Origin of the sequence: Paraburkholderia sp. SUR17, from assembly GCF_029536165.1 — a bacterium.
GTDB classification, from domain to species: Bacteria; Pseudomonadota; Gammaproteobacteria; order Burkholderiales; family Burkholderiaceae; genus Paraburkholderia; species Paraburkholderia kururiensis.
The window spans coordinates 2,029,603-2,054,642 of sequence record NZ_CP120509.1 but is presented as its reverse complement, the minus strand read 5'-3'; the positions used below and the strand labels follow the sequence as shown (position 1 = coordinate 2,054,642).

The window sequence follows — 25,040 nt, the reverse complement described above, 5'->3', positions numbered from 1 at the left end:
GTTGCAGTCGGTTCGTTCATCAGTCGCCCCGCACCATGGTGAAGAATTCGACACGCGTGGAGGCCACCGCCTGTTCACACGCCGAGCGCGCTGCGGCAATGCGTGCCGCAAGCGGTTCAATCAACTGCGCGTGAAGTTGCGCGTGCCGATCGGGCAATTGAAGCAGCGCGTCGGCAAGCGCCGCGAGTTCCGCGCGCCGCTTGTCGCGGCCCAGATGGCATGCCACGCCGATCGCAGCGTCGGCTGGCGTGTCGCTCGATGTGTCGCTATTCGCGCTGCGCAGTCGTAGCGTGGCGCGTGTGACCGTGGCTTCGCCCAGGTTGAATGCGTCGCCACTGCCGCCGACGCGACCGCGCACCATCGCGAGCCCGGTCTCGGGCCGGCGCAGCCAGTCGTAGGCGGGACGCGGCTGCCCTTCGAGCGCACGGACAAGGGCCGCTTCGAGTTCGGAGCGAGACGTGCGGGCAAGCACGGCCATCCATTGGCGCCGCGCTGAAGGCGTGGGTTGGGTAGGTTCAGCAGACGTTGCGTTCATCGACGATCCTCTCTGGCGCAATGCCGTGTGTCGAAACGGGCGGGGGGTGATGCAGTGCCGCCATTTGACCATCTATTCATCTAAACGTCTAGACGTTTAGAGGTAGAATTGTGCCTGTTCTGCGAGGCGTGGCTTTTCATACTTCCATCACGCGCTGCGCACTACAATGCGAGGTCGATTATTTGAACCTGGGGGAATGACAGCACCATGACATCCACCGACGAAGCAACGCGGGGCACGCAGCTCGAACGCGGCGCGGGCGTGGCGGTATGGCGGCAGATCGAGCAGATTCTGGCCGCTGAAATCGCGGCGCGCGGCTTCGGTGAAGACGGGCGCCTGCCCAGCGAAGGCGAACTCGCGCGGCGCTTCGACGTCAATCGCCATACCGTGCGGCGCGCCATGCTCGGACTCGCGGCACAAGGGCTCGTCAGCGTGGAGCAGGGGCGCGGCACATTCGTGCAGCCTGGCGCCATCGACTACACGATCGGCCGCCGCACGCGCTTCACCGAGAACCTGCGCCAGCAGCATCATGCGGCGGCGGGCAAGGTGCTGTCGTCGTCGCGCGTGAAGGCCGACCCTGCGGTGGCGAAGGCGCTGGGGCTGCGTGTGGGCGCGCTGGTCTATCGCATGGAAACGCTGCACGAGTCGGACGGTGTGCCGCTCACCTACGCACGCAGCTGGTATCCGGCCGCGCGTTTTCCCGACCTGCCCGCCGTCATGGATCGCGCGGGCGGCAGCACGAAGGCCTTTGCCGAATACGGCCTCACGGACTACCTGCGCAAGTGGAGCCGCATCGGCAGCGTGCTGCCCGACGCCGAAGTCGCACGGCGACTCAACATCAACCGGCAGCAGCCGGTGCTGTGGGTCGAGAACGTGGACGTGGATCCGGATGGCACGCCGATCAAGTACGGTGTTACGCACTTCGCGGCGGATCGCGTGCAACTGCTCGTGGAAAACGAGCTATGAGCGCGGGGGCCGCAGCAGGGTTTGCAGGCAACGCGCACGCGCAGTGGTCCTCTGAAGCGCGCTTCGCACTGTATTACGCGCCGCCGCGCGAGTCGCCGTGGTGGACTGAAGGGTGCGCGTGGCTAGGCCGCGATCCTGAAGTCGATGTGACGTTCGCCGCGCCCCAGCCGCCGGCTTTGCAGCACCCGCTGCGAGCGCTCACCGAGGCACCGCGCCGCTACGGCTGGCACGGCACGCTGGTGCCGCCTTTCCGTCTCGCGCCTGGTGTTGCGTCTCATCAGGCATTCGAGGCCGCGTGCAGATGGGCACAGCATCAGACCGGCTTCGACTTGCAGGCCGAGGCCGCCACGCTCGGCAATTTCGTCGCGCTTCGTCCGGCCACGTCGGAAGGTGACGCGCAGATGCGCGCGCTCGCTGCCGATGCACTGCGAACGCTTGCGCCGCTGCGTGCACCGCTCGCCGCGGCCGATCTCGCCCGCCGTCACGAAGCGCCGCTTACGCCGCGTCAGCGCGAGCTGCTCGATGCGTGGGGCTATCCGTACGTGTTCGAGGAGTTTCGCTTTCACATGACACTGTCCAGTTCGCTCGACGACGCCCACGAACGCGACACGCTGTGCGCCTGGTGGGCGCAGCGCGTGCCGCAACTCGGCGCGTTGCCGGTGCACGGCGCCGCGCTTTTCGTCGAACCCGCGCCGGGCGCACCGTTCGTGTTGTGGCAGCGCCTGCCGTTCGCGGGCGCCGGCATCACGGCACACATCGACGCCACGGCCAACGGAGCGCGAAGCCGATGACGAAGGGCAACTACGGCAACCTGATCTACGTGATGGGCCCTTCCGGTGCGGGCAAAGACGCGCTGCTCGGCTTCGCGCGCGAACATCTGAACGAGCCGCGCGTGCTGTTTGCGCACCGCTACATCACGCGGCCCAGCGGCAACGGCGAGAACCATGTGCCGCTCACGTCCGCGGAATTCGAGGCACGTTCGTCGCTTGGGCTCTTTGCGCTCGAATGGGCCAGTCACGGTTTGCGCTACGGGATTGGTATCGAACTCGACGCGTGGCTCACGCGCGGCTGCACGGTGGTCGTGAACGGTTCCCGTGCATATCTGGACCGCGCGCTGGAGCGGTACGCGCAACTGCACGTGGTTCATGTAGAAGCCGCGCCCGACGTGCTGGCTACGCGGCTCGCCTCGCGAGGCCGCGAGACCGCGGCCGAGGTTGCGGCGCGCCTCGCACGAGAGGCGCCGTTCCGTATGCCGGCAGGCGTCGCGCTGACCCGCATCGACAACTCCGGCTCGCTGCATGAAGCAGGGCGCGCGTTTGTCGAGGTCGTGCGCCGTATCGCCGGCTGAACGCAAAAAAATCTTCCCGTCGCGGTCGAAGCGGAAGGGGCTCGTTCGTCGTCGTAGAGGTACAGCCCATCACGCAAGGAGGAACCTCGACATGGAAACCTTCGACGACGACCTGCTCCGCTTCGAAGCACACGGTGCGCCATCGCTGCCCGCCGCCGCGGACGAGGGCTACGTGGATCACGACGGCGCCCGCATCCGCTACGCGCTGCACGGCAGCGGCGCGCCGGTCGTGCTGCTGCACGGCGGCCTGGGCCATGGCGGTAACTGGGGATACCAAGTGCCGGATCTCGTCGCGGCCGGGCGTTCCGTGCTGCTGATCGACAGCCGCGGTCACGGACGCAGCACGCGCGACGCGCGTCCGTTCACCTACGAACGCATGGCGTCGGACGTGCTCGCGGTCATGAGCGCGTTGCATATCCAACGCGCGCCCGTGGTGGGCTGGAGCGACGGTGCCTGCATCGCCCTGATCCTCGCGATGAAGGCACCTGAGCGCGTTGCAGGCGTGTTCTTCTTCGGCTGCAACATGGACCCGAGCGGTGCAAAGCCTTTCGTGCCGACCGACGTGATCGACCGCTGCTTTCGGCGGCATGCGCTCGACTATGCCGCGCTCTCCGCCACACCTGACGACTTCGACGCGTTCGTTGCCGCCGTGACCCAGATGATGCGCACCGAGCCGAACTACACGGCCGCGGACCTCGCCAAAATCCGCGTACCGGTGGCGATCGTCCACAGCGAGCACGACGAGTTCATCAAGCGCGAGCACGCCGAATATCTCGCACGCAGCATTCCGGAGGCGCAATGGATCGTGCTGCCCGACGTCAGCCATTTCGCGCCATTGCAGCGACCTCGCGCGTTTAATCGCGTACTGCAGAGGTTTCTCGAACGGCTCGCTCAACTGGGCGACTAACCCTGAGCGCATGCGAGCCATTCGCGCGTGCCGCGGGTCGCGGATAAAATGGGTCGGCCCGCTCCCGGCTGCTTCCAGCTGATTCACCTGATTTCCACCTGACTTCCAGGCTTGCCTGCATCCGTGTAGCAGCGTTTTATCTATCCGCACTCGATCCGCCATCCATGACGACGCATACGAACAGCATTCACGCCGTGCCGCAGGACGATGCCACCACGCCCAGGTTCTGGCGTGATGCCGCGTTGTCCTTTGTCGAGGCGCGCTCGGTGCGGGATGGCCGCAAGGTCTGCTACACGCGCCACACGCACGACACGTTTTCCATTGGCGCCGTCACAGGCGGGCACAGCACGTACCTGAACGGCTCGAAGGGCACGTCGCTCCAACCGATTGGCGCGGGCGCGGTGGTGGTCGTGAATCCGGAAGAGCTTCACGCATGCAACCCCGTGGCCGACGAGGCATGGTCCTATTGCATGATCTATGTGGACGTGCAGTGGCTCACGAATCTGCAGCGCGAACTCGGCTTCAGCCAAAACCTCGGTTATCGCGGCTTTGCCACCACGTGGACCACCGCGCCGCATCTGTATGCCGGACTCAACGGCCTGTATGCAACGCTTACCGATCCGCACGGCGATCTGTTGCACAAGCACGGCGTGGTGATCGACTTCTTCACGGACCTGCATCGCGCGCTCAACCCGGCCCCTTCGCGTGCCGACGAGGGAAACCTCAAGCTGGCGCGCGCGGCCGACTACATCCGCGAGCACTGCACGCGTGCACTGCGGCTCGACGAAATTTGCGCGGCGGCCGACCTGTCGCCGTCTTATCTGATCCGCGCGTTCAAGCAGCATTACGGCATGACGCCGCACGCGTGGCTCGTCAACCGGCGCGTGGATTACAGCCGCGCGCAGCTCAAGCGCGGCCGCGCCATTGCGGACGTCGCGATCGACGCCGGCTTCGCGGACCAGGCGCATCTGCAACGCGCGTTCCGGCAGTATGTTGCGGCTACGCCGGGGCAATATCGGGCGGCGATGCGCGTGGGCCAGGAAGCCTGAGCGTCGTGCTATTCGACGCTATCGTGGGCGAATAGCGAATAGCGAATAGCGAATAGCGAATAGCGAATAGCGAATAGCGAATAGCGAATAGCGAATAGCGAATAGCGAATAGCGAATAGCGAATAGCGAAGCGCGATGGCAAGTCGCGTGAACAGCGCTTCCGTCACGCGATGGCTTGAGCGAGCGGACGCTGCATCAGCGGCTGAAGAACTAGGCCATCAACAGATAAACCGCACTCGCGGCGAGCAAAACCGCCATCAAACGATTAAACAGCCTCACACGCCGCACGTCGCGCAGATAGCGGCTCAAAAACGAACCGACATACGCCCAGCTCGCGATCGACCCGTAGCAGATCAGAAAGTAGATCGCCGCGAATTCCCACACCCGGCTGTTTCCACCATAGGCCGCGTAGGCGCCCATGCCCGAGAGGCACGCAAGCCATGCCTTCGGATTGAGCCACTGCATCGTGGCGCCGGAGAGCAGCGAGGGCGCCTGGGTGGCGTCCGCCGTGTCGAGCCGGCCGTCGTCCGTGGCGAGCTTGAAGGCCATGTAGAGCAGGAACGCGACGCCTGCCCACTGGATCGCATGCGTGGCGCCTGGCCATCGCACCAGCAGTTCATGCAGTCCGAGACCCGTGAGTACGAGTAGCGCGGTGAAGCCCACCGTGGCGCCCGTGACGTGTCTGAGGCTCGCGGACAAGCCGTAGCGTGCACCGCTCGTGAGCGCCACGATGTTGACGGGACCGGGCGTGACGGACGTGGCGAGCGCGAAGGCCGCCATGGAAAGATAGATGCTCATGAGGCGCCGATACCTTGCGTGCTGGAAGAACGAGATCGCAAGGTACCGGCGGGCAGGCCGCGCGTATTGAAGAAAATTGCCCTGAGTACTCAGCGGCAGGCGTCGCGCGTGGACGGACAGATCACGCGCCCTGCGAATGCTGCGCGCGCACCTCGGTTAGCGATTGGCGTTGTCGTCCCGCGTCGTCGAAATTCGCGGGCGCGAGCCACGCTTCGAAGGCCTGTTTCAGCAGCGGCCATTCCTTGTCGATGATCGAGTGCCAGGCCGTGTCGCGGTTGCGTCCCTTGTAGACGATGGCCTGCCGGAAGATGCCCTCGAACTGGAAGCCGAGCCGCGCCGCCGTCTTGCGCGAGGGCGCATTGAGGCTGTCGCATTTCCATTCGTAGCGACGGTAGCCGAGCGTATCGAAGACATAGCGCATGAGGAGGAACTGCGCTTCTGTCGAGAGCGGCGTCTGTTTGAGAAGCGGCGAGAACGTGACGTGGCCCACCTCGATGACGCCATGCGCGGGTTCGATCCGCATGAGTGCCAGTGAGCCCACGGCCTTGCCCGTCTTGCGGTCGATCACGGCGTAGTGGCGTGGGTCGGTGCTCTGCGCCGCGGCTTCGGCGTGACGCCGATAGTCTTCCGGGCGCTCGAACGGACCCACCGCCAGGTAAGTCCAGTCGCGCACGTCGGCTGCGGCGTGATAGGCCGCGTAGAGGTCTGCGGCGTGACGGCCGGCGTCGAGCGGCTCAAGGCGGCAGTACGTGCCTTCGAGCGTGACCGCTTCGGGCACGGGGCGGGCCGACCAGCCTGGCACCGGCTCGCCGATGGGTTGTCCGTATTCGTTCATAAGCGCATTCAAAGGCGCGTTGGTAGGTGCAGACATGGCAGCCCCGTTCGGTTCGATGCGGCAAGTAGAAAACGGAAAACTCTAGCGTCGTCGCGGGCCGCGTTGAAGATCCACGGGCCGCGCATTCGATGGTGCCACGAACGCGGCTTTCATCCGTTCGGCGCGTACCCTGGCCATGCACTCGAAGCACTGACCTGGCGGCAGCGAAAGAGTAACAAAAGGTAACGCCTTGCAAGCTGAACCCCGCTGAGACCCTTGCCACACGGTTCGCGCGCCGATTCACCCCTTACCGGATTCACGAAGGTGACACGGTCGCGCCGGTATGCTGCCCGCCATTCGGCAGTGGCTGGAGCAGCAATCACGACGTGACGCTCTGGGCGAGCGTCACGCCCATCCAATCGACCGGACCCGCCGCAAGAAAGCACACCAGGCAGGACCCACTCGGGCCAACCCGGCCGACCCGGACCGACGAACACCCACCAGAAGCCAAGGCAACAAGATGAACGGAAGCTCAAGACCGCTTACGCGAATGCCGAAGGTGTCGAACGAGTCGTATGCATCGCGTGCGTCGCATACGTTGCATGTACCACTCCTGCGGCCCCTGCCGCGCGTGAATTCGCGCCGCGCGATCGCCTTACGCCGTTCCCCGCTTGCATGGTTCGCGGCCACGCTGCTCTCTGTTTCGCTCGCCGCCTGCGGACCAAGCGACGCGAACAACGAAAGCGCGAGCAACGGCACGGCCGCGAACGGCAACACGGGCAGTCCGCCTGCCCAGGCCGTGCAGTCCGCGGCCAACGCCCAGCTTCAGGCCGCGGCGCCTTCCGCCGACGGCCTCGCCTCACCCGTCATGCACTACGCGCAGTAACCGTTGCGCAGAGCCGCTCGGCGCGTGCCGTACTGAAGCGAGCGGACCTCTGTTTTTCCGTTGAAGCTTGCCCCTACCTCTGGACGAAACAAGATGACCTCGAAGAATCGTCGTGACTTTCTGCGTCTTGCCGCCGGCTCGGCCGGTGCTGCCGCGATGCTCGGCGCGCTGCCGCAAACCATTCGCGATGCGCTCGCCATTCCCGCTCACAACGCCACGGGAACGATCGAAGACGTCGGCCACATCGTGATCCTGATGCAGGAGAACCGCTCGTTCGATCATTACTTCGGCACGATGCGCGGCGTGCGCGGCTTCGGCGATCCGCGGCCCGTCACCCTGCAAAACGGCAAGCCGGTCTGGTACCAGCCGAACGGCGTGGGCGGCTATCTGCTGCCGTTTCATCCGGATGCGCCGAACCTCGGCATGCAGTTCGTGCAGGACCTGCCGCACGGCTGGACCGACACGCACGGCGCGTTCAACAACGGCCGCTACGACGGCTGGGTTCCCCACAAGGGCACCACGACAATGGCGTACCTCACGCGCAACGACATTCCGTTCCACTACCAGCTCGCCGACGCCTTCACGATCTGCGACGCGTACCACTGCTCGCTGATGGGCCCGACCGACCCGAACCGCTACTACATGTGGACGGGCTGGGTGGGCAACGACGGCTCGGGCGGCGGCCCCGTGATCTCGAATGCCGAAGCCGGCTACGGCTGGAGCACGTATCCCGAGGTGCTGGAGCAGGCCGGCGTGTCGTGGAAGATCTATCAGGACATCGGCACGGGGCTCACGGCAGCGGGTTCGTGGGGTTGGACGCAGAACCCCTACATCGGCAACTACGGCGACAACTCGCTCCTGTACTTCCACCAGTACCAGAACGCGCAGCCCGGCTCGCCGCTCTACGAGAAGGCGCGCACGGGCACGAACGTGAGCGCGGGCGGCACGCTGTTCGACGTGCTGCAACAGGACGTGTCGAACGGCACGCTGCCTCAGGTCACGTGGATCGTGGCGCCCGAGGCCTACACCGAGCACCCCAACTGGCCCGCGAACTACGGCGCGTGGTACGTGGAACAGGTGCTCAAGGTGCTGACGTCGAACCCGGAAGTGTGGAGCCGCACGGCGCTCTTCATCACCTACGACGAGAACGATGGCTTCTTCGATCACATGGTGCCGCCGTATGCGCCGTCGTCGAACGGGAACGGTGCCTCCACGGTGAGCACGGCCAACGAGATCTATGCCGGCGATTCGAACAACCAGGCCGGCCCCTACGGCCTCGGCGTGCGCGTGCCGATGACGGTGGTCTCGCCGTGGAGCCGCGGCGGCTGGCTCTGCTCGCAGGTGTTCGACCACACGTCGCTGATCCGCTTTATCGAACGCCGCTTCGGCCGCCAGTACAACATTCCCGAATCGAACATCACGCCGTGGCGTCGCGCGGTGTGCGGCGACCTCACCACGGCGTTCAACTTCGCGAATCCGAACGGCTCGTGGCCGCAGTTGCCCGACACCACGGGCTATGCGCCGCCCGACCGTCTGCGCCATCCCGACTACGTGCCGCTGCCGCCGCTCGTGCAGTCGCTGCCGCGTCAGGAGCGCGGGCTGCGTCCGGCGCGCGCGCTGCCTTACGAGCTGTTCGTGCACGGTCACGCGGAAGGCGAGAGCGGACGCTTCCGTCTGGAGTTCTTCAACCGTGGCGAGGTGGGCGCGGCGTTCTACGTGACCTCGCAAAGCCGCACCGACGGACCGTGGACCTACACCGTTGAAGCCGGCAAGAAACTTTCGACCGCATGGACGCCGCTTTCCTCCACGGACGACGTCTACGACTTCGCCGTGCATGGTCCGAACGGTTTCCTGCGCGAGTTCAAGGGCAACTATTCGGTGTCGACTGCAGCGGGCAAGGGCCGTCATGCACGCCTCGAAGTGCAAACGGGCTACGACGTGGCGAACGGCAACGTCTCGCTGCGCCTCGTGAATCGCGGCAGCACCGCGCGCCACATCACGGTGACGAACGCGTACGGCACGGGTTATCCGCGTGTGTTCACGGTGAAGCCCGGCGATCACGTGGAAGACTATTGGGACCTGCGCGGCAGCCACGGATGGTATGACCTCTCCGTGGTGGACAACGGCGACAGCGCGTTCCTGCAGCGCTTTGCCGGTCACGTGGAGACGGGGCGCCCGAGCGTCAGCGATCCGGGGATCGCCACGGTTTGAGGGCGCGGGTTTGATGTGATGGCCGGTTAGTGCCCGCTGGGCCTGGCCCGGCGTTTGAGTGCAGGTTGTGAAGCCGTTACGGTGCACTGCCGGTGCATGTGCCGTAACGGCTTCAGTTCATGGTGGCATCGGTTGCCATGAACTTTGTTGCAGCAGTTGTTCGATTCATGCACACGGGGGTGCAGGTTCATTCAAGCCTGCGTCAGACACGCCGTGTGCCATTCACCTCACTGCGCGCCTTCGGGCAGATGCTTGCGCTTCGCCAGTTCCTGCGCCATCGCGTAGTGCTGCTGGATCGTGGGCAGCGCCTTGCGTGCGGCGTCCTTCAACGGCTCGTTGCGCCCCGAAGCGATTTCCGCCTGGAACGCCGAGAGCGTTTTTTGTCCGCCGCCCAGCGCGACCTGTTCGATGTAGGCCTTGTCGAAGTCGGCGCCGCGCAGGTTCTTCACGCTGTCGAGTGCAGCCACGTCGGGGTCGTTCTTCGGCACGTCCACGCCACGCGGGCTGGCGGCGCGCAATGCGGCGGACACCTTCGCGTCGTCACTCGCCACGCGTTCGGCAAAGGCCTTGACGTCGCGGTCGGTGGAGCGCGCGGTGGCGATGCGCGCGGCGTCGATCTGCGTGGACACGCCCTTGGTGGCATCGGCAACGAACGCTTCGTCTGATGCGTGGAGTTTCGGGGCGTCGGCCGGTGATTGCGGCTGCTGCGCGTGGGCTGTGCCGGCGAAGGCGGCGAGAAGCGTGGTGACACAGACGGCAGAACGAGCGGCAGATCGAGCGGCGAGGGCGAGAGGCAAGCGGGTCATGAATTCTCCGTGTGAGGATGAAGGGCAGGGCACGAGGGCAGTGCTGACGGCCGTTCAAGACTTGCCGATGCAGCACCGCTTCGCGCCACGCGAATTGCCGGAGGGATTCTAGAAGCGCCCGCAGGGCCGAGGTGAAACGCTCATGTGGCTTGTGTAACCACGAGTAACGCTGCGGTAACGCTGCGGGCGATGCGGTCGAACGAATGCATGCGCGGCTACGCATCGATGTTCACGCCTTCGCGTTCAGGCACACGTCGTACCGTAGGCGGCCGCTTGAATCACATAACGCGCCACGCCGTCATGTGCCGTTATCGCCCCAGGTTGTTCACCGCTTCGTAGTGGTTGCGCTTGTTCTCGTACATCGCCTTGTCGGCGGCACGCAGCATGTCTTCGAGTCGCGTGCCCTTCTCGCAGGTCGCGCTGCCCATCGAGAAGCTGAGCCGCGGTCCCGTGTAGAACTGGTTGTTGAGCTCGACGAGCTTGACGATGCTTTCCATTGCCATCTCGGCGTCGCGCGCGTCGGCGCCGGGCATCAGCACCGCGAACTCGTCGCCGCCGATGCGCGCCGTCTGGAACGGCTTTTGCACCGCCTTGCCGAGCACTTCGCCGGCGCGGCGCAGCAGGGCGTCGCCCGCTGCGTGCCCGAGCTGATCGTTCACGGCCTTCAGGTTGTTGAGGTCCACGATGATCGCGCTCACCGGGAACGGCCCCTTGCGTTCCAGCCGGTTCAACTCGTCCACGTAGAACGAGCGGTTCTTGAGCTTGGTCAGCACGTCGTGCTTGCCGAGATATTCGAGGTACATCTCCGCCTTCTTGCGCGCCGTGATGTCCGTGAGCGCGAGCAGCACGAGGTCCCAATGTCCCTCGTGCCCCGGAAACACCGAGAACTGCAGGTGCACGTTGACCTCGTTGCCGTCCAGCGCGTAGTTGACCACTTCGCGCTGCTGGAAGAGCCGCCCCTCCCACAGGTCGATCAACTGCTCGCGAAAGTGCGGACGCATGTCGTCGCGGAACACGTCGGGCAGGCGCGAGAGCAGCGTCGCCTTGTCCGGCGACTTGAACATGCCGAGCGTGTGCTGGTTGACGTCGAGCACCTGGATTTCGGCCATGCAGCGCTCCACGAACTCGGGGTGTACGTCGGTGAACGTGCGAAAGTCCGTGATGCCTTGCATGCGCACTTCTTCGAGCAGCATCTTGATGGTCGAGAAGTTCTCGATCCAGAGCGAAACCGGCGAGTACTCGAACACGCCGCGCGCGTACTGCTCGCTTGCCGTGGCGCGGCGGCGCGCGTCTTCGAGTTCGGTGATGTCGTCGATGGCCACGAGCACGCGGTCCCATTGCGCCTCGTGCCCCGGCAGGATCACGCCCTTGAGCAGAATGTCGAGGCGCCGGCCGTCGAGCGTGTAGTTGACGCTCTTGCTTTCGAATGCCGTTTTGCCCGACCACATCTGCACGAGTTCGTCGACGTGCGCTTCCAGCATGTCGTCGCGCAGCACGTGATCGAGCCGCGACACCAACTCTTCGAAAGACTGCGCGCGGTAGAGCGCGAGCGTATGCCGGTTCACCTTCAGCACGCGGATGCACGCCGAGCACGCGGCCACCCGCTTCGTGTCTTCTTCCAGAAAGCGGCGCAGGTCCGTTACGCCCTCGGCGCGCCAGGCGTCGAAGAGCGCGCGCAGCTGACTGTAATCTTCGAGCCACAGCGAGGTGGGCGTGAGGTCGAAGAAATCGAACAGGGCGACGCCCATCGTTTCGAAGCTGGCCGGAGGGGTGGGGGAGCCTGGTTGCATGGCGGTCGGTAGGGACGGGTAGGTTCGGATGCTGATGCTACCGGTTCGAGGGGCATCGCGCTCGCATCGTTATCGTTTGGTTAACGGCAGCGCGGCGCGCAAGTTGAGTTGCCGCGCGTAGAGGGTTTTACCCAGCGGGGTTTTACCCATCGGCGCCTCGTTCGCCGGGTGTGGCGAAGCATTCGCGCGCGGCGCGCTGCAGGCACGAGACGAATTGCGCGGCGGCGGGCGTGGGCCGCAGATCGCGGCGCGAGATGACGCTCAGATCGTAACTGGGCAGCGTTTCTTCGATGCCGGCCGCGCGGATGCCGAGCGGCGCGACCATCGCGGCGAGCGGCCGGGTGAAGCAGCCGATCACGTCGGTCTGCGAGACGAGCCCGAGCGTCACGGCAAACGACGACGGCGCGCGCAGCAGCCGTTTCGGCACGGGCAGCCCGTGGGCGCTGAACATCGCCATCATCACGCTGTGCGGGAAGTGGTCGGCGCCCACGGTCACGATCCATTCGGTGTCCACGAGGTCGGCGAGGCGCCGCGCCTTCGCGAGCGGATGCCCGGCGCGCATGGCGACGACGAACTGCGTCGAGTAGAGCGGTTCCTGCACGAGGTCGCTATCGAGCGCCTGTACGTGGTGGATCGCCGCGATATCGAGGCTGCCGTTGCGCAGCCGCGCGACGGCGTCCGGCACCGTGACTTCCTCCAGATGCAGTTGCACGAGCGGCATGGCCGCGCGAAAGGCGGAGACGGCGTGCGGCAGCGCTGTAAGCGCGATGGAAGGCATGGTGCCCACGCTCACCTTGCCCGCCAGCTCGCCTTTCACCTGTTCCACGGCTTCGACGGTGCGTTGCATGTCGCCCAGCAGTTGCTCGGCGCGCGGCAGCAGCGCGAGCCCGCACGCCGTGAGTTCGATGCCGCGCACGCTTCTCACCATCAACTCGGCATTGAGCGCGTTTTCGAGCTCGCGGATGGTGTGCGTCACGGCCGGCTGCGTAATGCCCAGTTCGCGCGCGGCGGCGCGCAGGCTCTTGTGGTGGGCGGCCGCGACAAAGGCCTGGAGCTGCTGGAGCTTCATGGGCGACGGGGGTGAGGGTTAACCCTGTGATAAGCAAGCTTAATCGGGGTGAAAAAAACAGCATCTTATTCGAAGGAAATTGCGCCGATATAGTGCTCGCCCATCAACCAGGGTTCCCTGAAGGAGCCGCCGATGAGGAGTAACCGATGACCCAGGCCACACGTCTCACCGAAGTCGCCGACCTGCAGCCCGCGGCGGAAGCGCTGCGCGAAATTCGTCACCAGATTCACCGCCATCCCGAACTGGCCTACGAGGAAGTCGAAACGGCCGATCTCGTCGCGCAACGGCTCGAAGCGTGGGGCTGGCAGGTGACGCGCGGGGTCGGCAAGACCGGCGTGGTGGGCACGCTCAAGGTGGGTGATGGGGTAGGCAACAGCGCGCGCAGCATCGGCATTCGAGCGGACATGGACGCGCTGCCCATCGTCGAAGAGACCGGCTTGCCGTATGCGAGCGCCACGCACGGCAAGATGCACGCGTGCGGTCACGACGGCCACACCACCATGCTGCTGGGCGCCGCGCAGCATCTGGCGGCCACGCGCCGGTTCTCGGGCACGGTGCATCTGTATTTCCAGCCCGCCGAGGAAAGCGGCGTGGATAGCGGCGCGAAAAAAATGATCGAAGACGGTCTCTTCGAGCGTTTTCCGTGCGACGCCGTGTTCGGCGTGCACAACCATCCGGGCGCGGAGCCGGGCGTGTTCCTGTTTCGCAAGGGCCCGTTCATGTCGGCGGGCGACAAGGCCGTGATCGTGATCGAGGGCGTGGGCGGCCACGCCGCACGCCCGCATCTGACGGTGGACCCCGTGGTGGTGGCGTCGAGCATCGTGATGGCGCTGCAAACCATCGTCGCGCGCAACGTGGACCCGGCGCAGCCCGCGGTGGTCACGGTGGGCTCAATGCATGCGGGCACCGCGAACAACGTGATCGCGAGCACGGCGCGGCTCGAATTGAGCGTGCGCTCGTTCAGCCCCGACGTGCGCGCGCTGCTGAAAAAGCGCATCGCCGAACTCGCGCACGCGCAGGCCGAGAGCTACGGCGCGAAGGCGACGGTGGAGTACATCGAAGGCTATCCGGTGGTGATCAATTCGGAGGCCGAGACCGATTTCGCCGTCGAAGTGGCGCGCGAACTCGTGGGCCACGACAAGGTGGTGGCCCAGGCCGACCTGCTGATGGGCAGCGAAGACTTCGCCTTCATGCTTCAGAAGCGGCCCGGCACGTTCCTGCGCATCGGCAACGGCGTGGGCGAAGACGGCTGCATGGTGCACAACCCGCACTACGACTTCAACGACACCAACCTGCCGGTGGGCGCGGCGTTCTGGGCGCGGCTCGTCGAACGTTACCTGGGGCAGCGATGAGCACCGCCACGCAAACCGTTGCTCACGCCACCGTGTACGGCTTTTCGCGGTGATCATCGGCAAGCTGTATTTCCCGTCGGCGGATTCCACCAACTCGCTGCTGCTTTCCGTCGGCACCTTTGCGGCGGGCTTTTTCACGCGGCCGCTCGGCACGGGGCTCATCGCCATTGCGCCCACTTACGCGCAGATCGGCGTCGCGGCGCCGGTCGTCGTCAGTGTTCCGAGGTCAATCGCGCCAAGCGCCCCGCATCGCGCGCGCCGCGCTTCGTCCACCTACCGTTCCGACCAACATACCGACGCGCCCTTATTCAGTAGCTGATTTCCCCGTGTTCGGGCGAGTAACGGTCGCGCACGAACGAGTGGTGAGGGGCGAGGCATAAGACGAAAGAAATACGTTGTGCGGACTCAAAATGACGAGCCCGTTAATCGGGATTCGTGATTTAAGCCAACATTAGCCCGGCTTTAAAACTTGTCAAATCGAGGCTAAATATCTTTTGTGCAACGTCGCGTGATTTTTCTTGACAATTCCCCGGTTGCGATATTGGGAGAAATGGTGAAGCATCCATAGCCTGGCGACGGATATCCCGCTGCCGTCTCGCAGGAGTGCTCACTTGAATTCACGCGATCCGCTGGCACGTCCCGGCATAAACGTGCACCAGTATTACTCGCTCGACATACCGTCGTCGGGCGGTGCCGCGCTCGCCAATGTCTATGCGTTCGACGGCACGCGGGGCATGGGCGAGCCGACGAAGTACACAATCCAGTTCACGCATCCGCAACGCGACCTGCCGCGCACCGATTTCATCTTGAAACCGGCGTCATTCGTCATCCAGCCGCCGCCCGCGACCCGCTGGCATACGCCGGAAGACGCGCGCCGCGTTCAGGGCGTGATTACCGGATTTTCTCTCGTCGCCAGTAATCACGAACAGACGATGTACGAGGTGACGCTCGAATCACGCCTCGCACTGCTTCGCAATTCACCGCGTACCCGTTTTTTCCTGAACGAGAGCGAGCCCGAAGTTATCGAAAGGGTGCTCAGGGAGAACGGCTTTGACAAGGTGCTGGCGGACTACGTATTCAGCCTTTACTGCAGCTATCGCAAGCGGCTCATCATCACGCAGTGGCAGGAAGACGACCTCGCGTTCATTACGCGTCTTTGCAGGCGCATCGGCATCTGGTTCGTCTGCGAGACCGGCAAGCACTGTGAAACGGTCCGCTTCGGGGACGACTTCACGCATTACGTCCACGACCGCGAACGCCTCACCGTGCCGTATCAGGAGCCCAATGGCCTGCATACGGTTGGCCGGGAGTCCGTGCAGTCGCTCACGATGAAAACGAAGACGGTCCCCACGAAATTCACGGTGCGCAGCTACAGTCCCGAGCAGCCGAACAACCTGCGCATGGACGGCACGAAGGCGATCCGCGACGACCGGACGACCTACGGCGAGGCCTACACGTGGGGCCGCGACCTGGACGACGAGCAGGATGCGGCGCGCGAAGCCCTGCTGCGGCAGGAGGCGGCACTCGCTGAACAGGTGGTCTACACCGGAGAGTGTGACCTGCTGGACATGGCGCCCTCGTGCGTGCTCCGGTTATCGAACCGTGCCCTGCCGGAAGTGAAGCACGGCCTGCTGGTGGTGAGCATGAAGTGCAGTGCCTCGCTCAAGCAGGGCTACAAGGTCGCGTTCACCGCCATCCCGAGCGACCGCATTTACCGCATGCCCCTGAAGGAAGAGACGTGGCCGCGCATTCAGGGTGTTGTGACCGGCAAGGTTGCATCGACCCAAGGCTACGTTGGTCCCTATCTCGATGGACAGGGGCGCTACATCGTCAGCATTCACGCGGACGCAGACGGCAGGACGCCCGGACTGGAGAGTTGTCCGATGCGCCTCGCGAAGCCGTTCGCGGGCCAGGGACAGACGGGTTTCCACTTTGCCCTTGAGCCGGACACCATCGTGCTCGTGGGTTTTCTGTGGGGCGATCCCGACAGGCCCTATATATCCCAGGTGCTGCATACGGCACATCACACGGACCCGGTAGTGATGGGGTATCCGTGGGCGACGCGGCACACCATCCATACGCGCTCCAACAACACCTTGCAGATGGAGGACCGCCAGGGCAAGGAACACATCAAGCTCGCCACCGAGCACGGCAAGACGCAACTGAATCTCGGCTACGCGGTGGACCGGAACAACGCGGACCGGGGCGAGGGATACGAGCTTCGCACGGACCTGAAGGGGCACCTGCGCGCAGGCGGGGGGATGCTGGTCTCGACGGATGCCCAACCGGTTGCACGGGGACATCCGCGCGCGCAACTCTAAGGATACTGGAGTGGGTGGAGTCCTGGTGTCGGAGTTCTCGCGAGGTGGAACGAGCGGACATATTTGTTGTTCCTTGATGCCCGGAGTCGGCAAGACGATCAAGGTAGTGTGGCGCGTCGGTGGACGTCAGGACGACAAGTCCGTGTGGAAAACCTATAGCAGGAATGTAGTTGTGACAGGGGTGACATCGACGGATCGAGATGCCATGAACTTTCTGATCGTGCGATTCTTTCCGAACCACAATGTTGAAGCCGAATTTGTATTCGAGTCAGCAAGACCGGATGGCAAGCCAAGTCCGCGCGTCGATAAGCTGTTTTACGGTCAGCGCGTGATGCGCCACATGGGAGAGTAAAAATGCAGGACTGGCTGACGGACGATCCGATGCGCTTCCTGCGGTCAATGAAGACCGCCACGCAGTTGCATGCGGAAGAGTTCATGACCTGCACGACGTGCGAACAGCAGCCGTGGTTCAGTTTCTTTTTCGACGGTACGGGGAATAATCTCGCTATTGACGAGCCCAAACAGAAGCTTTCCAATATCGCTCGTCTGTACAAAGGCCATATCGCTGATGAGTTTCCGCTGATTGTTCCACTCTACTATCCTGGCGTGGGCACACCGCTCGATGCGAGCGATCCAGGCTGGTGGGAAAAAGTCCGCGATAGCGAAGTTTTGGGTGGTGGTGCCGGGTCGGGCAGCGATATTCGGTTAACGAAAGCAGAAGGGGAATTCAATCTCGCCCTCCGTCGTAACCACAAAGTCAGCCGCATCGACATCGCCGTATTCGGCTTCTCACGTGGCGCAACCCTGGCGCGCGCATTCGTGAACCGTCTGCTGAAGAAATGCACGATGAAGGACGGCGTACCTCACTGGCCGTGTCCGACAGCAGTGGACGGCGAATCCGCGCCGCTGCATTTCCGCTTCCTCGGCGTGTTCGATACGGTCGAATCGGTTGGTCTGCCCGCCCACAATCTTTCCGACCTGCGCTTGCAGGTGCCCGAGCAGGTCGAGCGGTGCATGCATTTTGTCTCCGGGCATGAACTGCGTGCCTGCTTTCCGCTGACGCCTGTGCGCGGCAGTAACGCGTTCTACGAGGAAATCGTTCTGCCGGGCGTGCATTCCGACGTTGGTGGCGGCTATCGTCCCGACGAACAGGCGCGCTCCGACCTGTTGGCGCGTATCGCCCTGAACCGCATGCGCCTTGATGCGGCAATCAGCGGCGTGCCGTTCGTCGCGCCGAAACTCGCCAGCAAGGAAATAAACGCACTGTTCGAGTACGACGAAGACGTAAAGGCGCTGTTCGATGAATACATGCGTACCGTGAACGCGACCGGCACGCTGGAACAGCAGATCTTCGCGCACATGCGCCTCTATTACGGCTGGCTGAAGGTCCGCTTCAACCAGCGACCGGCCGATATCTACAAGAATGTGCGTTCAGCTGATCCCGAGATACAGGCGCAGCTTGAACGGATCCGGCAATTCCACGAGCAGATGAAGATCGACGCGGACACCATGAACTGGCGCGCCTGGCTCACGCAGTTGTGGAAAAAAGATCGCAGCGAATACGACCGTGTGGTGGAAGCGGCTGGTGGTGGCGCGTCTCCTTTCAACAAGCCGCTGTCCAATGAGCAGCAGGCCTACTGGGACGCGTGGCTGAACCCGCCGGAGCTTACGCCCAACTTGGTCCGCTTCTTCGACCAGTACGTGCACGACTCGCGCGCGGGGTTCCTCCGTATCGACAGCAGCGGGTATCTGCGTGCGCGCCAGATCATCGACGTGGAGGGCAGCCGCCCCGCAGCAGTCCAGTCCGGTGCAACGCCGACGCGCAATGCCGGCGCAACGGGTTCACCGCAGGTTGCGCTTTCCGGGGCGTGATGGATACGGCAAGCCATCCGTACAGTGAGCAACGGCGCTTCTTTTCGGAACTGCTGGCGTATGTGCCGACGTTTCAGGACAACGCCGGTGACAAGCGCATCGCGACCGAGAGGACCGCAGGCGGGCGCGCGATTCTCTGCTACCGGTCGCCTGTCGATGCGCTGACCGAAGTCCTGCGATTCATCCAGATGGGCCAGCGGTTCGAGATCATGCCCGCGGAACAGGTACGGCAGGACGCTTTCCTGGATGCGGATGGGCATGGGCTGATCACCGACGTGCATCTCGCCTGGCTGGTCATCGACGGCCGGTTGCAGACCCGGCCGGGTGGCGCGCTGGGCGGCTATACCCGTCTGATGCATCACCGGGTGCACGTGCCGCCGAGCTTTGAGTTCGATGAACGGGTGCTGACGGAGGTCGCACGCCTGCATGAATGGGCTGGACTCTACGCCTGGCGCGAAACGCTTGATTACGTGCACACCTGGCACCCGGCCCGGCTCGTCCGTGTGGCTGCTCGTGCGTTGAAGTCAATCAGAACCGAAAAGCGCGACGCGCCGCAATGCCGGCAGGTTGCGCTCTTCGACCCGGAAGCAGAGCAGTGGCATTTTGTGCCATGTGGCACGACGGTGCCCTGACCGACTGGATAACAACAGATAGCAGGAGGAACGCGATGAACATTCGCCACGATATCCGCGACGGCGACGCCACAACTGCAAACGGGCGCGTAATCGCGACGGCGCGCAACGACATCATCGACGGCAGAGCAGCGGCGTATGAAGGCGATCCGGTCTGGTGCCCGAAGTGCAGCACTACGGGAAAGATTGTGTGCGTGGGCGAGCGCCTGCCGGAGCGGGGGCCAGACGGCAGGAAGTCTGCGCTCAACGGCGACTGGTGCCTGTGTGAGTGCCGCCCGAGCCCGCTGCTGATCGCGTCGCAGAACCGTTCCGCAGCCCGAGCATAGCAACCATACCCATTGGCGATTTCGCGGCAGCAGGATTCGCACACGTTCGACCTGGCATCGCCACGCGCTGACATACGCATGTTTTGCCGCCGTGCTTTACTGAAGAGCATCGGAAGCCTGGCGCCAACCGCTTACACTTCTGTTACACGGCGCAAGAGCCAAAGCAGGGCTACGGGCGCAAAGCCTTTAACCCATTGATTTTGCGATAGATATAGTCACCGCCGAGTTCCCCGTAGCGGCATGGCGCGTGCCGTTCGTGCTGGGTCTGCTGATCCGCGTGACGGGCAGCAAGCTCGCGCCGGCGGGTTATGTCGCGCTGTGCGTGCTGGCGTCGCTGGTGGCGGTCTCGCTGCTGCGCGAGACCGCGAAGGAAGCGGCGGACTGACGGCGAGGGCTGGCCGGCGCGCTCAGCCGCGCAGGGCCACCATCTGCGAAACGCGTTGCGCCGCCTGCTGAAGCGGCTCCAGAAAAGTCTTCACCATCTGTTTTGCCGAGGTGCGCTGCGCGTTGCCGCTGATGTTCATGGCCGCGATGACGCGCCCCTGGCGATTGCGGATAGGCGCCGAGAGCGAAATCAGGCCGCCTTCCAGCTCCTGGTCCACAATGGCCCAGCCTTGGCGACGCACCTGCGCGATGATCTTCTTCAACTCGTCCTTGTCCGTGACCGTGCGCGGCGTGTGCGTCTGGAGCGGCGAGGCGTCGAGGGTGGCGTCGAGCGCGGCTTCGTCGAGTGCGGAAAGCAGCACGCGGCCCATCGACGTGCAATACGCGGGCAGGCGGCTGCCGATCGAAAGATTGATCGTCATGATCTTGTGCGTGGGCACGCGCAGCACGTAGACGATTTCGGTCCGGTCGAGCACGGCCGCCGAGCAGCTCTCGTGAACCTCGGCCGACAGTTCCTCCATCACTGGCTCGGCAAGATTCCAGAACGGCATCGAGGTCAGATAGGCGAAGCCGAGGTCGAGAATCTTCGGCGTGAGCCGGAAGAGCCGCCCTTCGGTTTCCACGTACCCGAGCGTTTGCAGCGTGAGCAGGATGCGCCGCGCGCCCGCGCGCGTGAGACCCGTGGCGGCGGCGACTTCGGTCAGCGTCTGCTCGGGCCGCTGGGCATTGAAGGCGCGGATCACGGAAAGACCGCGCGCGAACGACTGCACGTACGAATCGCCGGGTTTGTCGGGCGCCTGGGCGGCGGTGTCGGGAACGGGCGTGAGGTCGTCGGGGGCTTGGCTCATAAACGCAAGGGGGGAAGGCGGGGACGGCGAGGACGGCAAAAGGCGCGCCGTTTCAGGAACCCGTGAAGATAGCGCATGCGTTTTGTTTCGCCAACCGCGCTTCGCGCGGATCTTGCGGCGGATGCGAACCTGCGGTGGGCACAGCGGCGGCCGACTCTGGCATTCCTGAAGCCCGACAGGCGGGCACGCTCGTCATGCGACGCGCAGGCGGCGATTCGGCTGCTGGAGCGCGCGCGCTGGTAGACCGCAGCGGTCCGGCGCGTGGCTTGACATGCCGGTCCGGGCAGGCCTACCATCGGCCTCAATGTTCGTTATACGATCTACAGTTCGTATATAGAACTTTTAGCCATGATCTGCCACCGGAGACACAGATGACCGAAGCCTTCCTGTGCGACGCCATTCGCACCCCCATCGGCCGCTACGCGGGCGCCCTCGCGCAGGTGCGCGCCGACGACCTGGGCGCCGTGCCGCTCAAGGCGCTGATGGAGCGCAACAAGGAAGTGGACTGGAACGCGATCGACGACGTGATCTTCGGCTGCGCGAACCAGGCCGGCGAAGACAACCGCAACGTGGCCCGCATGTCGTTGCTGCTCGCGGGCTTGCCGCAGGGCGTGCCGGGCTCGACGGTGAATCGTCTGTGCGGCTCGGGCATGGACGCCGTGGGCATTGCGGCGCGCGCCATCAAATCGGGCGAGGCCGGGCTGATGATCGCGGGCGGCGTGGAAAGCATGAGCCGCGCGCCGTTCGTGATGGGCAAGGCCGCCGCGGCGTTTTCGCGCGAGGCGGCCATCTACGACACCACGATCGGCTGGCGCTTCGTCAATCCGCTCATGAAGCAGCAATACGGCGTGGATTCGATGCCGGAGACCGGCGAAAACGTGGCGCAAGACTACGAGGTGAGTCGCGCGGACCAGGACGCCTTCGCGCTGCGCAGCCAGCAGAAGGCTGCGCGCGCGCAGGCCGACGGCACGCTCGCGCAGGAAATCGTGCCGGTCACGATCCCGCAGAAGAAGGGCGAGCTGGTGGTGGTTGCGAAAGACGAGCATCCGCGCGAAACGAGCCTCGAAGCGCTCGCGAAGCTCAAGGGCGTGGTGCGGCCCGACGGCACGGTGACGGCGGGCAATGCCTCGGGCGTCAACGACGGCGCGGCGGCGCTGCTGCTCGCGAGCGAGGCAAGCGCGAAGCGCTTCGGCCTTGTGCCGCGTGCACGCGTGCTGGGCGTGGCGACGGCGGGCGTCGCGCCGCGCGTGATGGGCATCGGCCCGGCGCCGGCCACGCAGAAGTTGCTCGCGCGGCTTGGCATGACCATCGGTCAGTTCGACGTGATCGAGCTGAACGAGGCGTTCGCCTCGCAAGGGCTCGCCGTGCTGCGCATGCTCGGCGTGGCCGACGACGATCCACGCGTGAATCCGAACGGCGGCGCCATCGCGCTGGGGCATCCGCTCGGCATGAGCGGCGCGCGCCTCGTGACCACCGCGATGTATCAGCTGCAACGTACCCAGGGCCGCTACGCGCTCTGCACGATGTGCATCGGCGTGGGCCAGGGCATCGCGATTGCGATCGAACGGGTTTGATCGACGCGACCTGCGCCTGAGCTTCAAGGCGCGGGGGCGCGGCCTATGTCAGCGTCCCCGCGCGTCCGCGCCCCCCACGTTCCCGCAACCGCAGATATCCCAGCGCGCACGCCGCAATGGCGAGCGGCCAGAGCAGATACCAGCCGGTCAGCGCAAGCAGTCCCACCACGGCCACGAACGCCACCGCCGCGCAGCGGTGGGCGGCGCTGCCGCGCGGCAGCAGCCGCAGCGCCGCGGCCGTTCCCAGCACGTAAATCGCGACCAGCGAGCCCGTCGTCATCAATACGAGCGACTTCGTCCCGATGCCGCTCGCTGCCACCAGAATCAGCATGCCCGCTGCGAGGGCGAACACCACAGCGAGGCTGCGGCGCGGCACGTCGCCCGCCAGGCTGCCGCGTGCCAGCCATGTCGGCAGCGCGCCGTCGCGGCCCAATGCCGCGCCCAGCTTGGCGGCGCCCGCGAAATACGCGTTCATCGTGCCGAGCGTGAGCAGTAGCGCCGCCACGGCCGTCAACGCCTGAGCCTTGCCGCCCACGCCGGTTGCCAGCAGTTGCGCGAGCGGCGCAGTCGATGCGCCCGCTGCCGGCCCGAGCACGAGCACGCTCGCGGCGGCCACCGCCATGTAAAGCACGCCGACGATCACAACCGCGATGCCCGTGGCGAGCGGCAAGTCGCGTGCGGGATGCCGGAACTCGCCCGCGAGATGCGTGATGGCCTCCCAGCCCGCAAAGCTCCACACGAGCAACGCCGCGGCAGGCCCGACGGCAAGCCAGCCGTGCGGCGCGAACGGATGCAGGTTGGCCGCGCGCGCATGCGGTGCCGACGCCGCCACCGCGACCAGCAGCAATCCCACGAGAAGTGCCGCGAGCACGAGCTGCAAGCGCCCGGACACCGTCAAGCCCCACGCGTTGGCCGCGCTCACGATGAGCACCAGCGCGGCGGCCGTCACGATCGTCGTGTGCTCGCCGCCGCCGAACGCCGCGGCCACATAGGCGCCGGCGAACATGCCGGCGGCTGGCGACCCTGCAGGCACCGTGAAGTAGAAGCACCAGCCCACCACGGCGGCAGCGCGCGGTCCGAACGCATTGCGCACGTAGGTCGAGACGCCGCCTGCATCGGGAAAGCGGATGCCGAGCGCGGCGAACGTCGCGGCCAGCGGCGCCGAGAGCACGACGAGCGCGAGCCACGCGAGCAGCGAGGCCGGTCCCGCCACCTGTGCGGCGAGCGCGGGCAGGGCGATGACGCCCGTGCCGAGCACGGCGCCGATATAGAGCGCCGTGCCTTGCAGCACGGTGAGCCGGCCGCGTCGGACGGGCGCCGACGAGCCGTTCTCGTGCGCGACGCGGGAGGCTGTGGCCTCAGCTTGAGCCCCGGCGCTTGCCGGGACATGTTTCTGAACGGTGGACATGAACGGTTCCGTAGTGAGGAAGCGCGGGTGCGGTGCACCGTTGCCTCGACTGTTCTTATACTGCCCAATAGCTGACAACCGGTGTCAGGATTTCCAGAGCTGCGAGGAACACGCCGTATGCGTACGAGCCGCCTCATTTCAATGCTGCTGTTGCTGCAAGGTCGCGGACGCGTCACGGCGCAGGCGCTGGCCGACGAGTTCGAGATCTCGATTCGCACCGTCTATCGAGACATCGATCAGCTGAGTGCAGCCGGCGTGCCGGTCTACGCCGACCGCGGCCCCGGAGGCGGCTTCGCGTTGCTTGACGGCTATCGCACGCCGCTTGCCGATCTCACCCGTGCCGACGCCGACACGCTTGCACTCGCCGGCCTGGGCGGTGCGGCCGCGGACCTCGGTCTCGCCGACGAATTGCGCGCCGCGCAACTGAAGCTCATCGCTGCCGCCCCAGGCGACAGCGGCGCAGCGATGTCGCGAATCGGCGCACGGCTGCATATCGATCCGGTGGACTGGTACAAGCGGCCCGCGCCGGTGCCGCTGCTGCCGCAGCTGGCGAGCGCGGTGTGGCAGCAGAAGCGCGTCGCGATGCATTACCGCAGCTGGCAGGGCACCGGCATGCGCAAGCGCGAGCCGCTCGGGCTCGTGCTCAAGGCGGGCGACTGGTATCTGGTGGCGCGCGTGCGCGACAGCCAGCGCGTCTACAAGGTGGCGAACATCACGCGGCTCGACGTGCTGGACAACGAGCGCTTCGAGCGGCCAGGCGATTTCGATCTGCGCTCGCAATGGAGCGCATCCGTCGCGGCCTACGAGAAGAACCTGCTCAAGGGCACGGCGCGGTTGCGGGTGACGCGCGAAGGCATGGCGCGGCTCGCGAAGCTGGGCGCGGCGTCGGTGGAGCAGGCCGTGATTGCGCCAGCGGACGCTGACGGCTGGCAGGAAGTGACGTTGCCCGTGGAGACTTTCGACTTCGCCGCTGAACAACTGCTGGCGATGGGGCCGAACGTCGAGGTGCTTGCTCCGCCCGAGCTACGGGAGCGGCTGCGTGAACTGGCGGGGCGGGTGGTGGCGCTGAATGGGGGAGACGCCGGGTAGATGCGGGATAGAAAAGACAAAGGCGCCGCATGCCGCGACGCCTTTGTCCGTCAAT

Annotated in this window: 22 protein-coding genes and 3 pseudogenes; 17 read left to right on the top strand and 8 right to left on the bottom strand. The window is 65.2% G+C overall.

The genetic code is table 11. The annotated features are described in order from the left end of the window. Positions 1-19: 19 nt before the first annotated feature. The gene (phnG, locus tag P2869_RS26475) at positions 20-535 is read right to left on the bottom strand and encodes a phosphonate C-P lyase system protein PhnG (protein ID WP_277598443.1); all 516 of its coding nucleotides are present in this window, start codon (positions 533-535) and stop codon (positions 20-22) included. A gap of 207 nt (positions 536-742) precedes the next feature. Here phnG and phnF point away from each other — a divergent pair, with 207 nt between their 5' ends. From phnF to P2869_RS26450, 5 genes are all read left to right on the top strand, one after another. Continuing rightward, a complete protein-coding gene (gene phnF / locus P2869_RS26470) occupies positions 743-1,501 on the top strand; it encodes a phosphonate metabolism transcriptional regulator PhnF (RefSeq protein WP_277598442.1) in 759 nt (252 codons plus the stop codon). Further along, the gene (locus tag P2869_RS26465; RefSeq protein WP_277598441.1) at positions 1,498-2,292 is read left to right on the top strand and encodes a DUF1045 domain-containing protein; all 795 of its coding nucleotides are present in this window, start codon (positions 1,498-1,500) and stop codon (positions 2,290-2,292) included. Before phnF ends, P2869_RS26465 begins: the two co-directional genes overlap by 4 nt. Further along, on the top strand, positions 2,289-2,849 hold the full coding sequence (gene phnN / locus P2869_RS26460) for a phosphonate metabolism protein/1,5-bisphosphokinase (PRPP-forming) PhnN (protein WP_277598440.1): 561 nt from the start codon (positions 2,289-2,291) through the stop codon (positions 2,847-2,849). Before P2869_RS26465 ends, phnN begins: the two co-directional genes overlap by 4 nt. 91 nt (positions 2,850-2,940) lie before the next feature. Continuing rightward, on the top strand, positions 2,941-3,756 hold the full coding sequence (locus P2869_RS26455; protein ID WP_277598439.1) for an alpha/beta hydrolase: 816 nt from the start codon (positions 2,941-2,943) through the stop codon (positions 3,754-3,756). 164 nt (positions 3,757-3,920) lie between these two features. Then, on the top strand, positions 3,921-4,805 hold the full coding sequence (locus P2869_RS26450) for an AraC family transcriptional regulator (protein WP_277598438.1): 885 nt from the start codon (positions 3,921-3,923) through the stop codon (positions 4,803-4,805). A gap of 210 nt (positions 4,806-5,015) precedes the next feature. On the opposite strand, the gene P2869_RS26445 is transcribed toward P2869_RS26450, so the two are convergent. Both P2869_RS26445 and P2869_RS26440 read right to left on the bottom strand, forming a co-directional pair. Continuing rightward, the gene (locus tag P2869_RS26445; protein WP_277598437.1) at positions 5,016-5,603 is read right to left on the bottom strand and encodes a LysE family translocator; all 588 of its coding nucleotides are present in this window, start codon (positions 5,601-5,603) and stop codon (positions 5,016-5,018) included. A 130-nt stretch (positions 5,604-5,733) separates the two neighbouring features. Continuing rightward, positions 5,734-6,474, bottom strand: a pseudogene (locus P2869_RS26440) (GNAT family protein); the annotation flags it as partial. Between the two features lie 493 nt (positions 6,475-6,967). Between P2869_RS26440 and P2869_RS26435 the strand changes: the two are divergent. Together P2869_RS26435 and P2869_RS26430 are read left to right on the top strand one after the other, a co-directional pair. Continuing rightward, complete coding sequence (locus P2869_RS26435) at positions 6,968-7,303, top strand: hypothetical protein (RefSeq protein WP_277598435.1); 336 nt, start codon at positions 6,968-6,970, stop codon at positions 7,301-7,303. Between the two features lie 93 nt (positions 7,304-7,396). After that, positions 7,397-9,514 carry a phospholipase C, phosphocholine-specific gene (locus tag P2869_RS26430; RefSeq protein WP_277598434.1) on the top strand — a complete coding sequence of 706 codons (2,118 nt, stop codon included), beginning with the start codon at positions 7,397-7,399 and terminating at the stop codon, positions 9,512-9,514. 227 nt (positions 9,515-9,741) lie between these two features. On the opposite strand, the gene P2869_RS26425 is transcribed toward P2869_RS26430, so the two are convergent. The 3 genes from P2869_RS26425 to P2869_RS26415 form a co-directional block, all read right to left on the bottom strand. After that, positions 9,742-10,320, bottom strand: coding sequence for a DUF4142 domain-containing protein (locus P2869_RS26425; protein ID WP_199542343.1), 579 nt, complete (start codon positions 10,318-10,320; stop codon positions 9,742-9,744). A gap of 308 nt (positions 10,321-10,628) precedes the next feature. Beyond that, positions 10,629-12,110, bottom strand: a complete 1,482-nt coding sequence (locus P2869_RS26420; RefSeq protein WP_026121570.1) for a diguanylate cyclase — start codon at positions 12,108-12,110, stop codon at positions 10,629-10,631. Between the two features lie 142 nt (positions 12,111-12,252). Continuing rightward, positions 12,253-13,179, bottom strand: coding sequence for a LysR substrate-binding domain-containing protein (locus P2869_RS26415; protein ID WP_277598433.1), 927 nt, complete (start codon positions 13,177-13,179; stop codon positions 12,253-12,255). Between the two features lie 146 nt (positions 13,180-13,325). On the opposite strand from P2869_RS26415, the gene P2869_RS26410 reads away from it, so the two are divergent. The 8 genes and pseudogenes from P2869_RS26410 to P2869_RS26375 all read left to right on the top strand — a co-directional run. Next, the gene (locus P2869_RS26410) at positions 13,326-14,531 is read left to right on the top strand and encodes a M20 aminoacylase family protein (RefSeq protein ID WP_126878827.1); all 1,206 of its coding nucleotides are present in this window, start codon (positions 13,326-13,328) and stop codon (positions 14,529-14,531) included. 29 nt (positions 14,532-14,560) lie between these two features. Then, a pseudogene (locus tag P2869_RS26405) lies at positions 14,561-14,745 on the top strand (MFS transporter); the annotation flags it as partial. A gap of 397 nt (positions 14,746-15,142) precedes the next feature. Beyond that, a complete protein-coding gene (gene vgrG / locus P2869_RS26400; RefSeq protein ID WP_277598432.1) occupies positions 15,143-16,852 on the top strand; it encodes a type VI secretion system tip protein VgrG in 1,710 nt (569 codons plus the stop codon). Between the two features lie 205 nt (positions 16,853-17,057). Beyond that, on the top strand, positions 17,058-17,204 hold the full coding sequence (locus P2869_RS26395) for a hypothetical protein (protein WP_277598431.1): 147 nt from the start codon (positions 17,058-17,060) through the stop codon (positions 17,202-17,204). A gap of 2 nt (positions 17,205-17,206) precedes the next feature. Beyond that, positions 17,207-18,724: a DUF2235 domain-containing protein gene (locus P2869_RS26390; RefSeq protein ID WP_277598430.1), complete on the top strand. Its 1,518-nt coding sequence runs from the start codon at positions 17,207-17,209 to the stop codon at positions 18,722-18,724. Beyond that, on the top strand, positions 18,724-19,356 hold the full coding sequence (locus P2869_RS26385) for a hypothetical protein (protein ID WP_277598429.1): 633 nt from the start codon (positions 18,724-18,726) through the stop codon (positions 19,354-19,356). The genes P2869_RS26390 and P2869_RS26385 overlap by 1 nt, the downstream gene beginning before the upstream one ends. A gap of 35 nt (positions 19,357-19,391) precedes the next feature. Further along, positions 19,392-19,682, top strand: coding sequence for a PAAR domain-containing protein (locus P2869_RS26380; RefSeq protein ID WP_277598428.1), 291 nt, complete (start codon positions 19,392-19,394; stop codon positions 19,680-19,682). 268 nt (positions 19,683-19,950) lie between these two features. Continuing rightward, positions 19,951-20,067, top strand: a pseudogene (locus P2869_RS26375) (MFS transporter); the annotation flags it as partial. Between the two features lie 22 nt (positions 20,068-20,089). Here the strand turns inward: P2869_RS26375 and P2869_RS26370 are convergent. Next, the gene (locus tag P2869_RS26370; protein ID WP_017775384.1) at positions 20,090-20,914 is read right to left on the bottom strand and encodes an IclR family transcriptional regulator; all 825 of its coding nucleotides are present in this window, start codon (positions 20,912-20,914) and stop codon (positions 20,090-20,092) included. Positions 20,915-21,285: 371 nt separating this feature from the next. Between P2869_RS26370 and pcaF the strand changes: the two genes are divergently transcribed. After that, a complete protein-coding gene (gene pcaF, locus P2869_RS26365; RefSeq protein WP_277598427.1) occupies positions 21,286-22,488 on the top strand; it encodes a 3-oxoadipyl-CoA thiolase in 1,203 nt (400 codons plus the stop codon). Positions 22,489-22,531: 43 nt separating this feature from the next. On the opposite strand, the gene P2869_RS26360 is transcribed toward pcaF, so the two are convergent. Further along, positions 22,532-23,896, bottom strand: coding sequence for an amino acid permease (locus P2869_RS26360; protein WP_277598426.1), 1,365 nt, complete (start codon positions 23,894-23,896; stop codon positions 22,532-22,534). 117 nt (positions 23,897-24,013) lie between these two features. Here P2869_RS26360 and P2869_RS26355 point away from each other — a divergent pair, with 117 nt between their 5' ends. Then, positions 24,014-24,985 carry a YafY family protein gene (locus tag P2869_RS26355; RefSeq protein ID WP_277598425.1) on the top strand — a complete coding sequence of 324 codons (972 nt, stop codon included), beginning with the start codon at positions 24,014-24,016 and terminating at the stop codon, positions 24,983-24,985. Positions 24,986-25,040: the final 55 nt, after the last annotated feature.

Excerpts from the sequence above, each read along its gene's own strand:
- phnG (WP_277598443.1), bottom strand. The coding sequence starts at position 535 with ATGAACGCAACGTCTGCTGAACCTACCCAACCCACGCCTTCAGCGCGG.
- phnF (WP_277598442.1), top strand. The coding sequence starts at position 743 with ATGACATCCACCGACGAAGCAACGCGGGGCACGCAGCTCGAACGCGGC.
- P2869_RS26465 (WP_277598441.1), top strand. The coding sequence starts at position 1,498 with ATGAGCGCGGGGGCCGCAGCAGGGTTTGCAGGCAACGCGCACGCGCAG.
- phnN (WP_277598440.1), top strand. The coding sequence starts at position 2,289 with ATGACGAAGGGCAACTACGGCAACCTGATCTACGTGATGGGCCCTTCC.
- P2869_RS26455 (WP_277598439.1), top strand. The coding sequence starts at position 2,941 with ATGGAAACCTTCGACGACGACCTGCTCCGCTTCGAAGCACACGGTGCG.
- P2869_RS26450 (WP_277598438.1), top strand. The coding sequence starts at position 3,921 with ATGACGACGCATACGAACAGCATTCACGCCGTGCCGCAGGACGATGCC.
- P2869_RS26445 (WP_277598437.1), bottom strand. The coding sequence starts at position 5,603 with ATGAGCATCTATCTTTCCATGGCGGCCTTCGCGCTCGCCACGTCCGTC.
- P2869_RS26435 (WP_277598435.1), top strand. The coding sequence starts at position 6,968 with ATGCCGAAGGTGTCGAACGAGTCGTATGCATCGCGTGCGTCGCATACG.
- P2869_RS26430 (WP_277598434.1), top strand. The coding sequence starts at position 7,397 with ATGACCTCGAAGAATCGTCGTGACTTTCTGCGTCTTGCCGCCGGCTCG.
- P2869_RS26425 (WP_199542343.1), bottom strand. The coding sequence starts at position 10,320 with ATGACCCGCTTGCCTCTCGCCCTCGCCGCTCGATCTGCCGCTCGTTCT.
- P2869_RS26420 (WP_026121570.1), bottom strand. The coding sequence starts at position 12,110 with ATGCAACCAGGCTCCCCCACCCCTCCGGCCAGCTTCGAAACGATGGGC.
- P2869_RS26415 (WP_277598433.1), bottom strand. The coding sequence starts at position 13,179 with ATGAAGCTCCAGCAGCTCCAGGCCTTTGTCGCGGCCGCCCACCACAAG.
- P2869_RS26410 (WP_126878827.1), top strand. The coding sequence starts at position 13,326 with ATGACCCAGGCCACACGTCTCACCGAAGTCGCCGACCTGCAGCCCGCG.
- P2869_RS26395 (WP_277598431.1), top strand. The coding sequence starts at position 17,058 with ATGAACTTTCTGATCGTGCGATTCTTTCCGAACCACAATGTTGAAGCC.
- P2869_RS26390 (WP_277598430.1), top strand. The coding sequence starts at position 17,207 with ATGCAGGACTGGCTGACGGACGATCCGATGCGCTTCCTGCGGTCAATG.
- P2869_RS26385 (WP_277598429.1), top strand. The coding sequence starts at position 18,724 with ATGGATACGGCAAGCCATCCGTACAGTGAGCAACGGCGCTTCTTTTCG.
- P2869_RS26380 (WP_277598428.1), top strand. The coding sequence starts at position 19,392 with ATGAACATTCGCCACGATATCCGCGACGGCGACGCCACAACTGCAAAC.
- P2869_RS26370 (WP_017775384.1), bottom strand. The coding sequence starts at position 20,914 with ATGAGCCAAGCCCCCGACGACCTCACGCCCGTTCCCGACACCGCCGCC.
- pcaF (WP_277598427.1), top strand. The coding sequence starts at position 21,286 with ATGACCGAAGCCTTCCTGTGCGACGCCATTCGCACCCCCATCGGCCGC.
- P2869_RS26360 (WP_277598426.1), bottom strand. The coding sequence starts at position 23,896 with ATGTCCACCGTTCAGAAACATGTCCCGGCAAGCGCCGGGGCTCAAGCT.
- P2869_RS26355 (WP_277598425.1), top strand. The coding sequence starts at position 24,014 with ATGCGTACGAGCCGCCTCATTTCAATGCTGCTGTTGCTGCAAGGTCGC.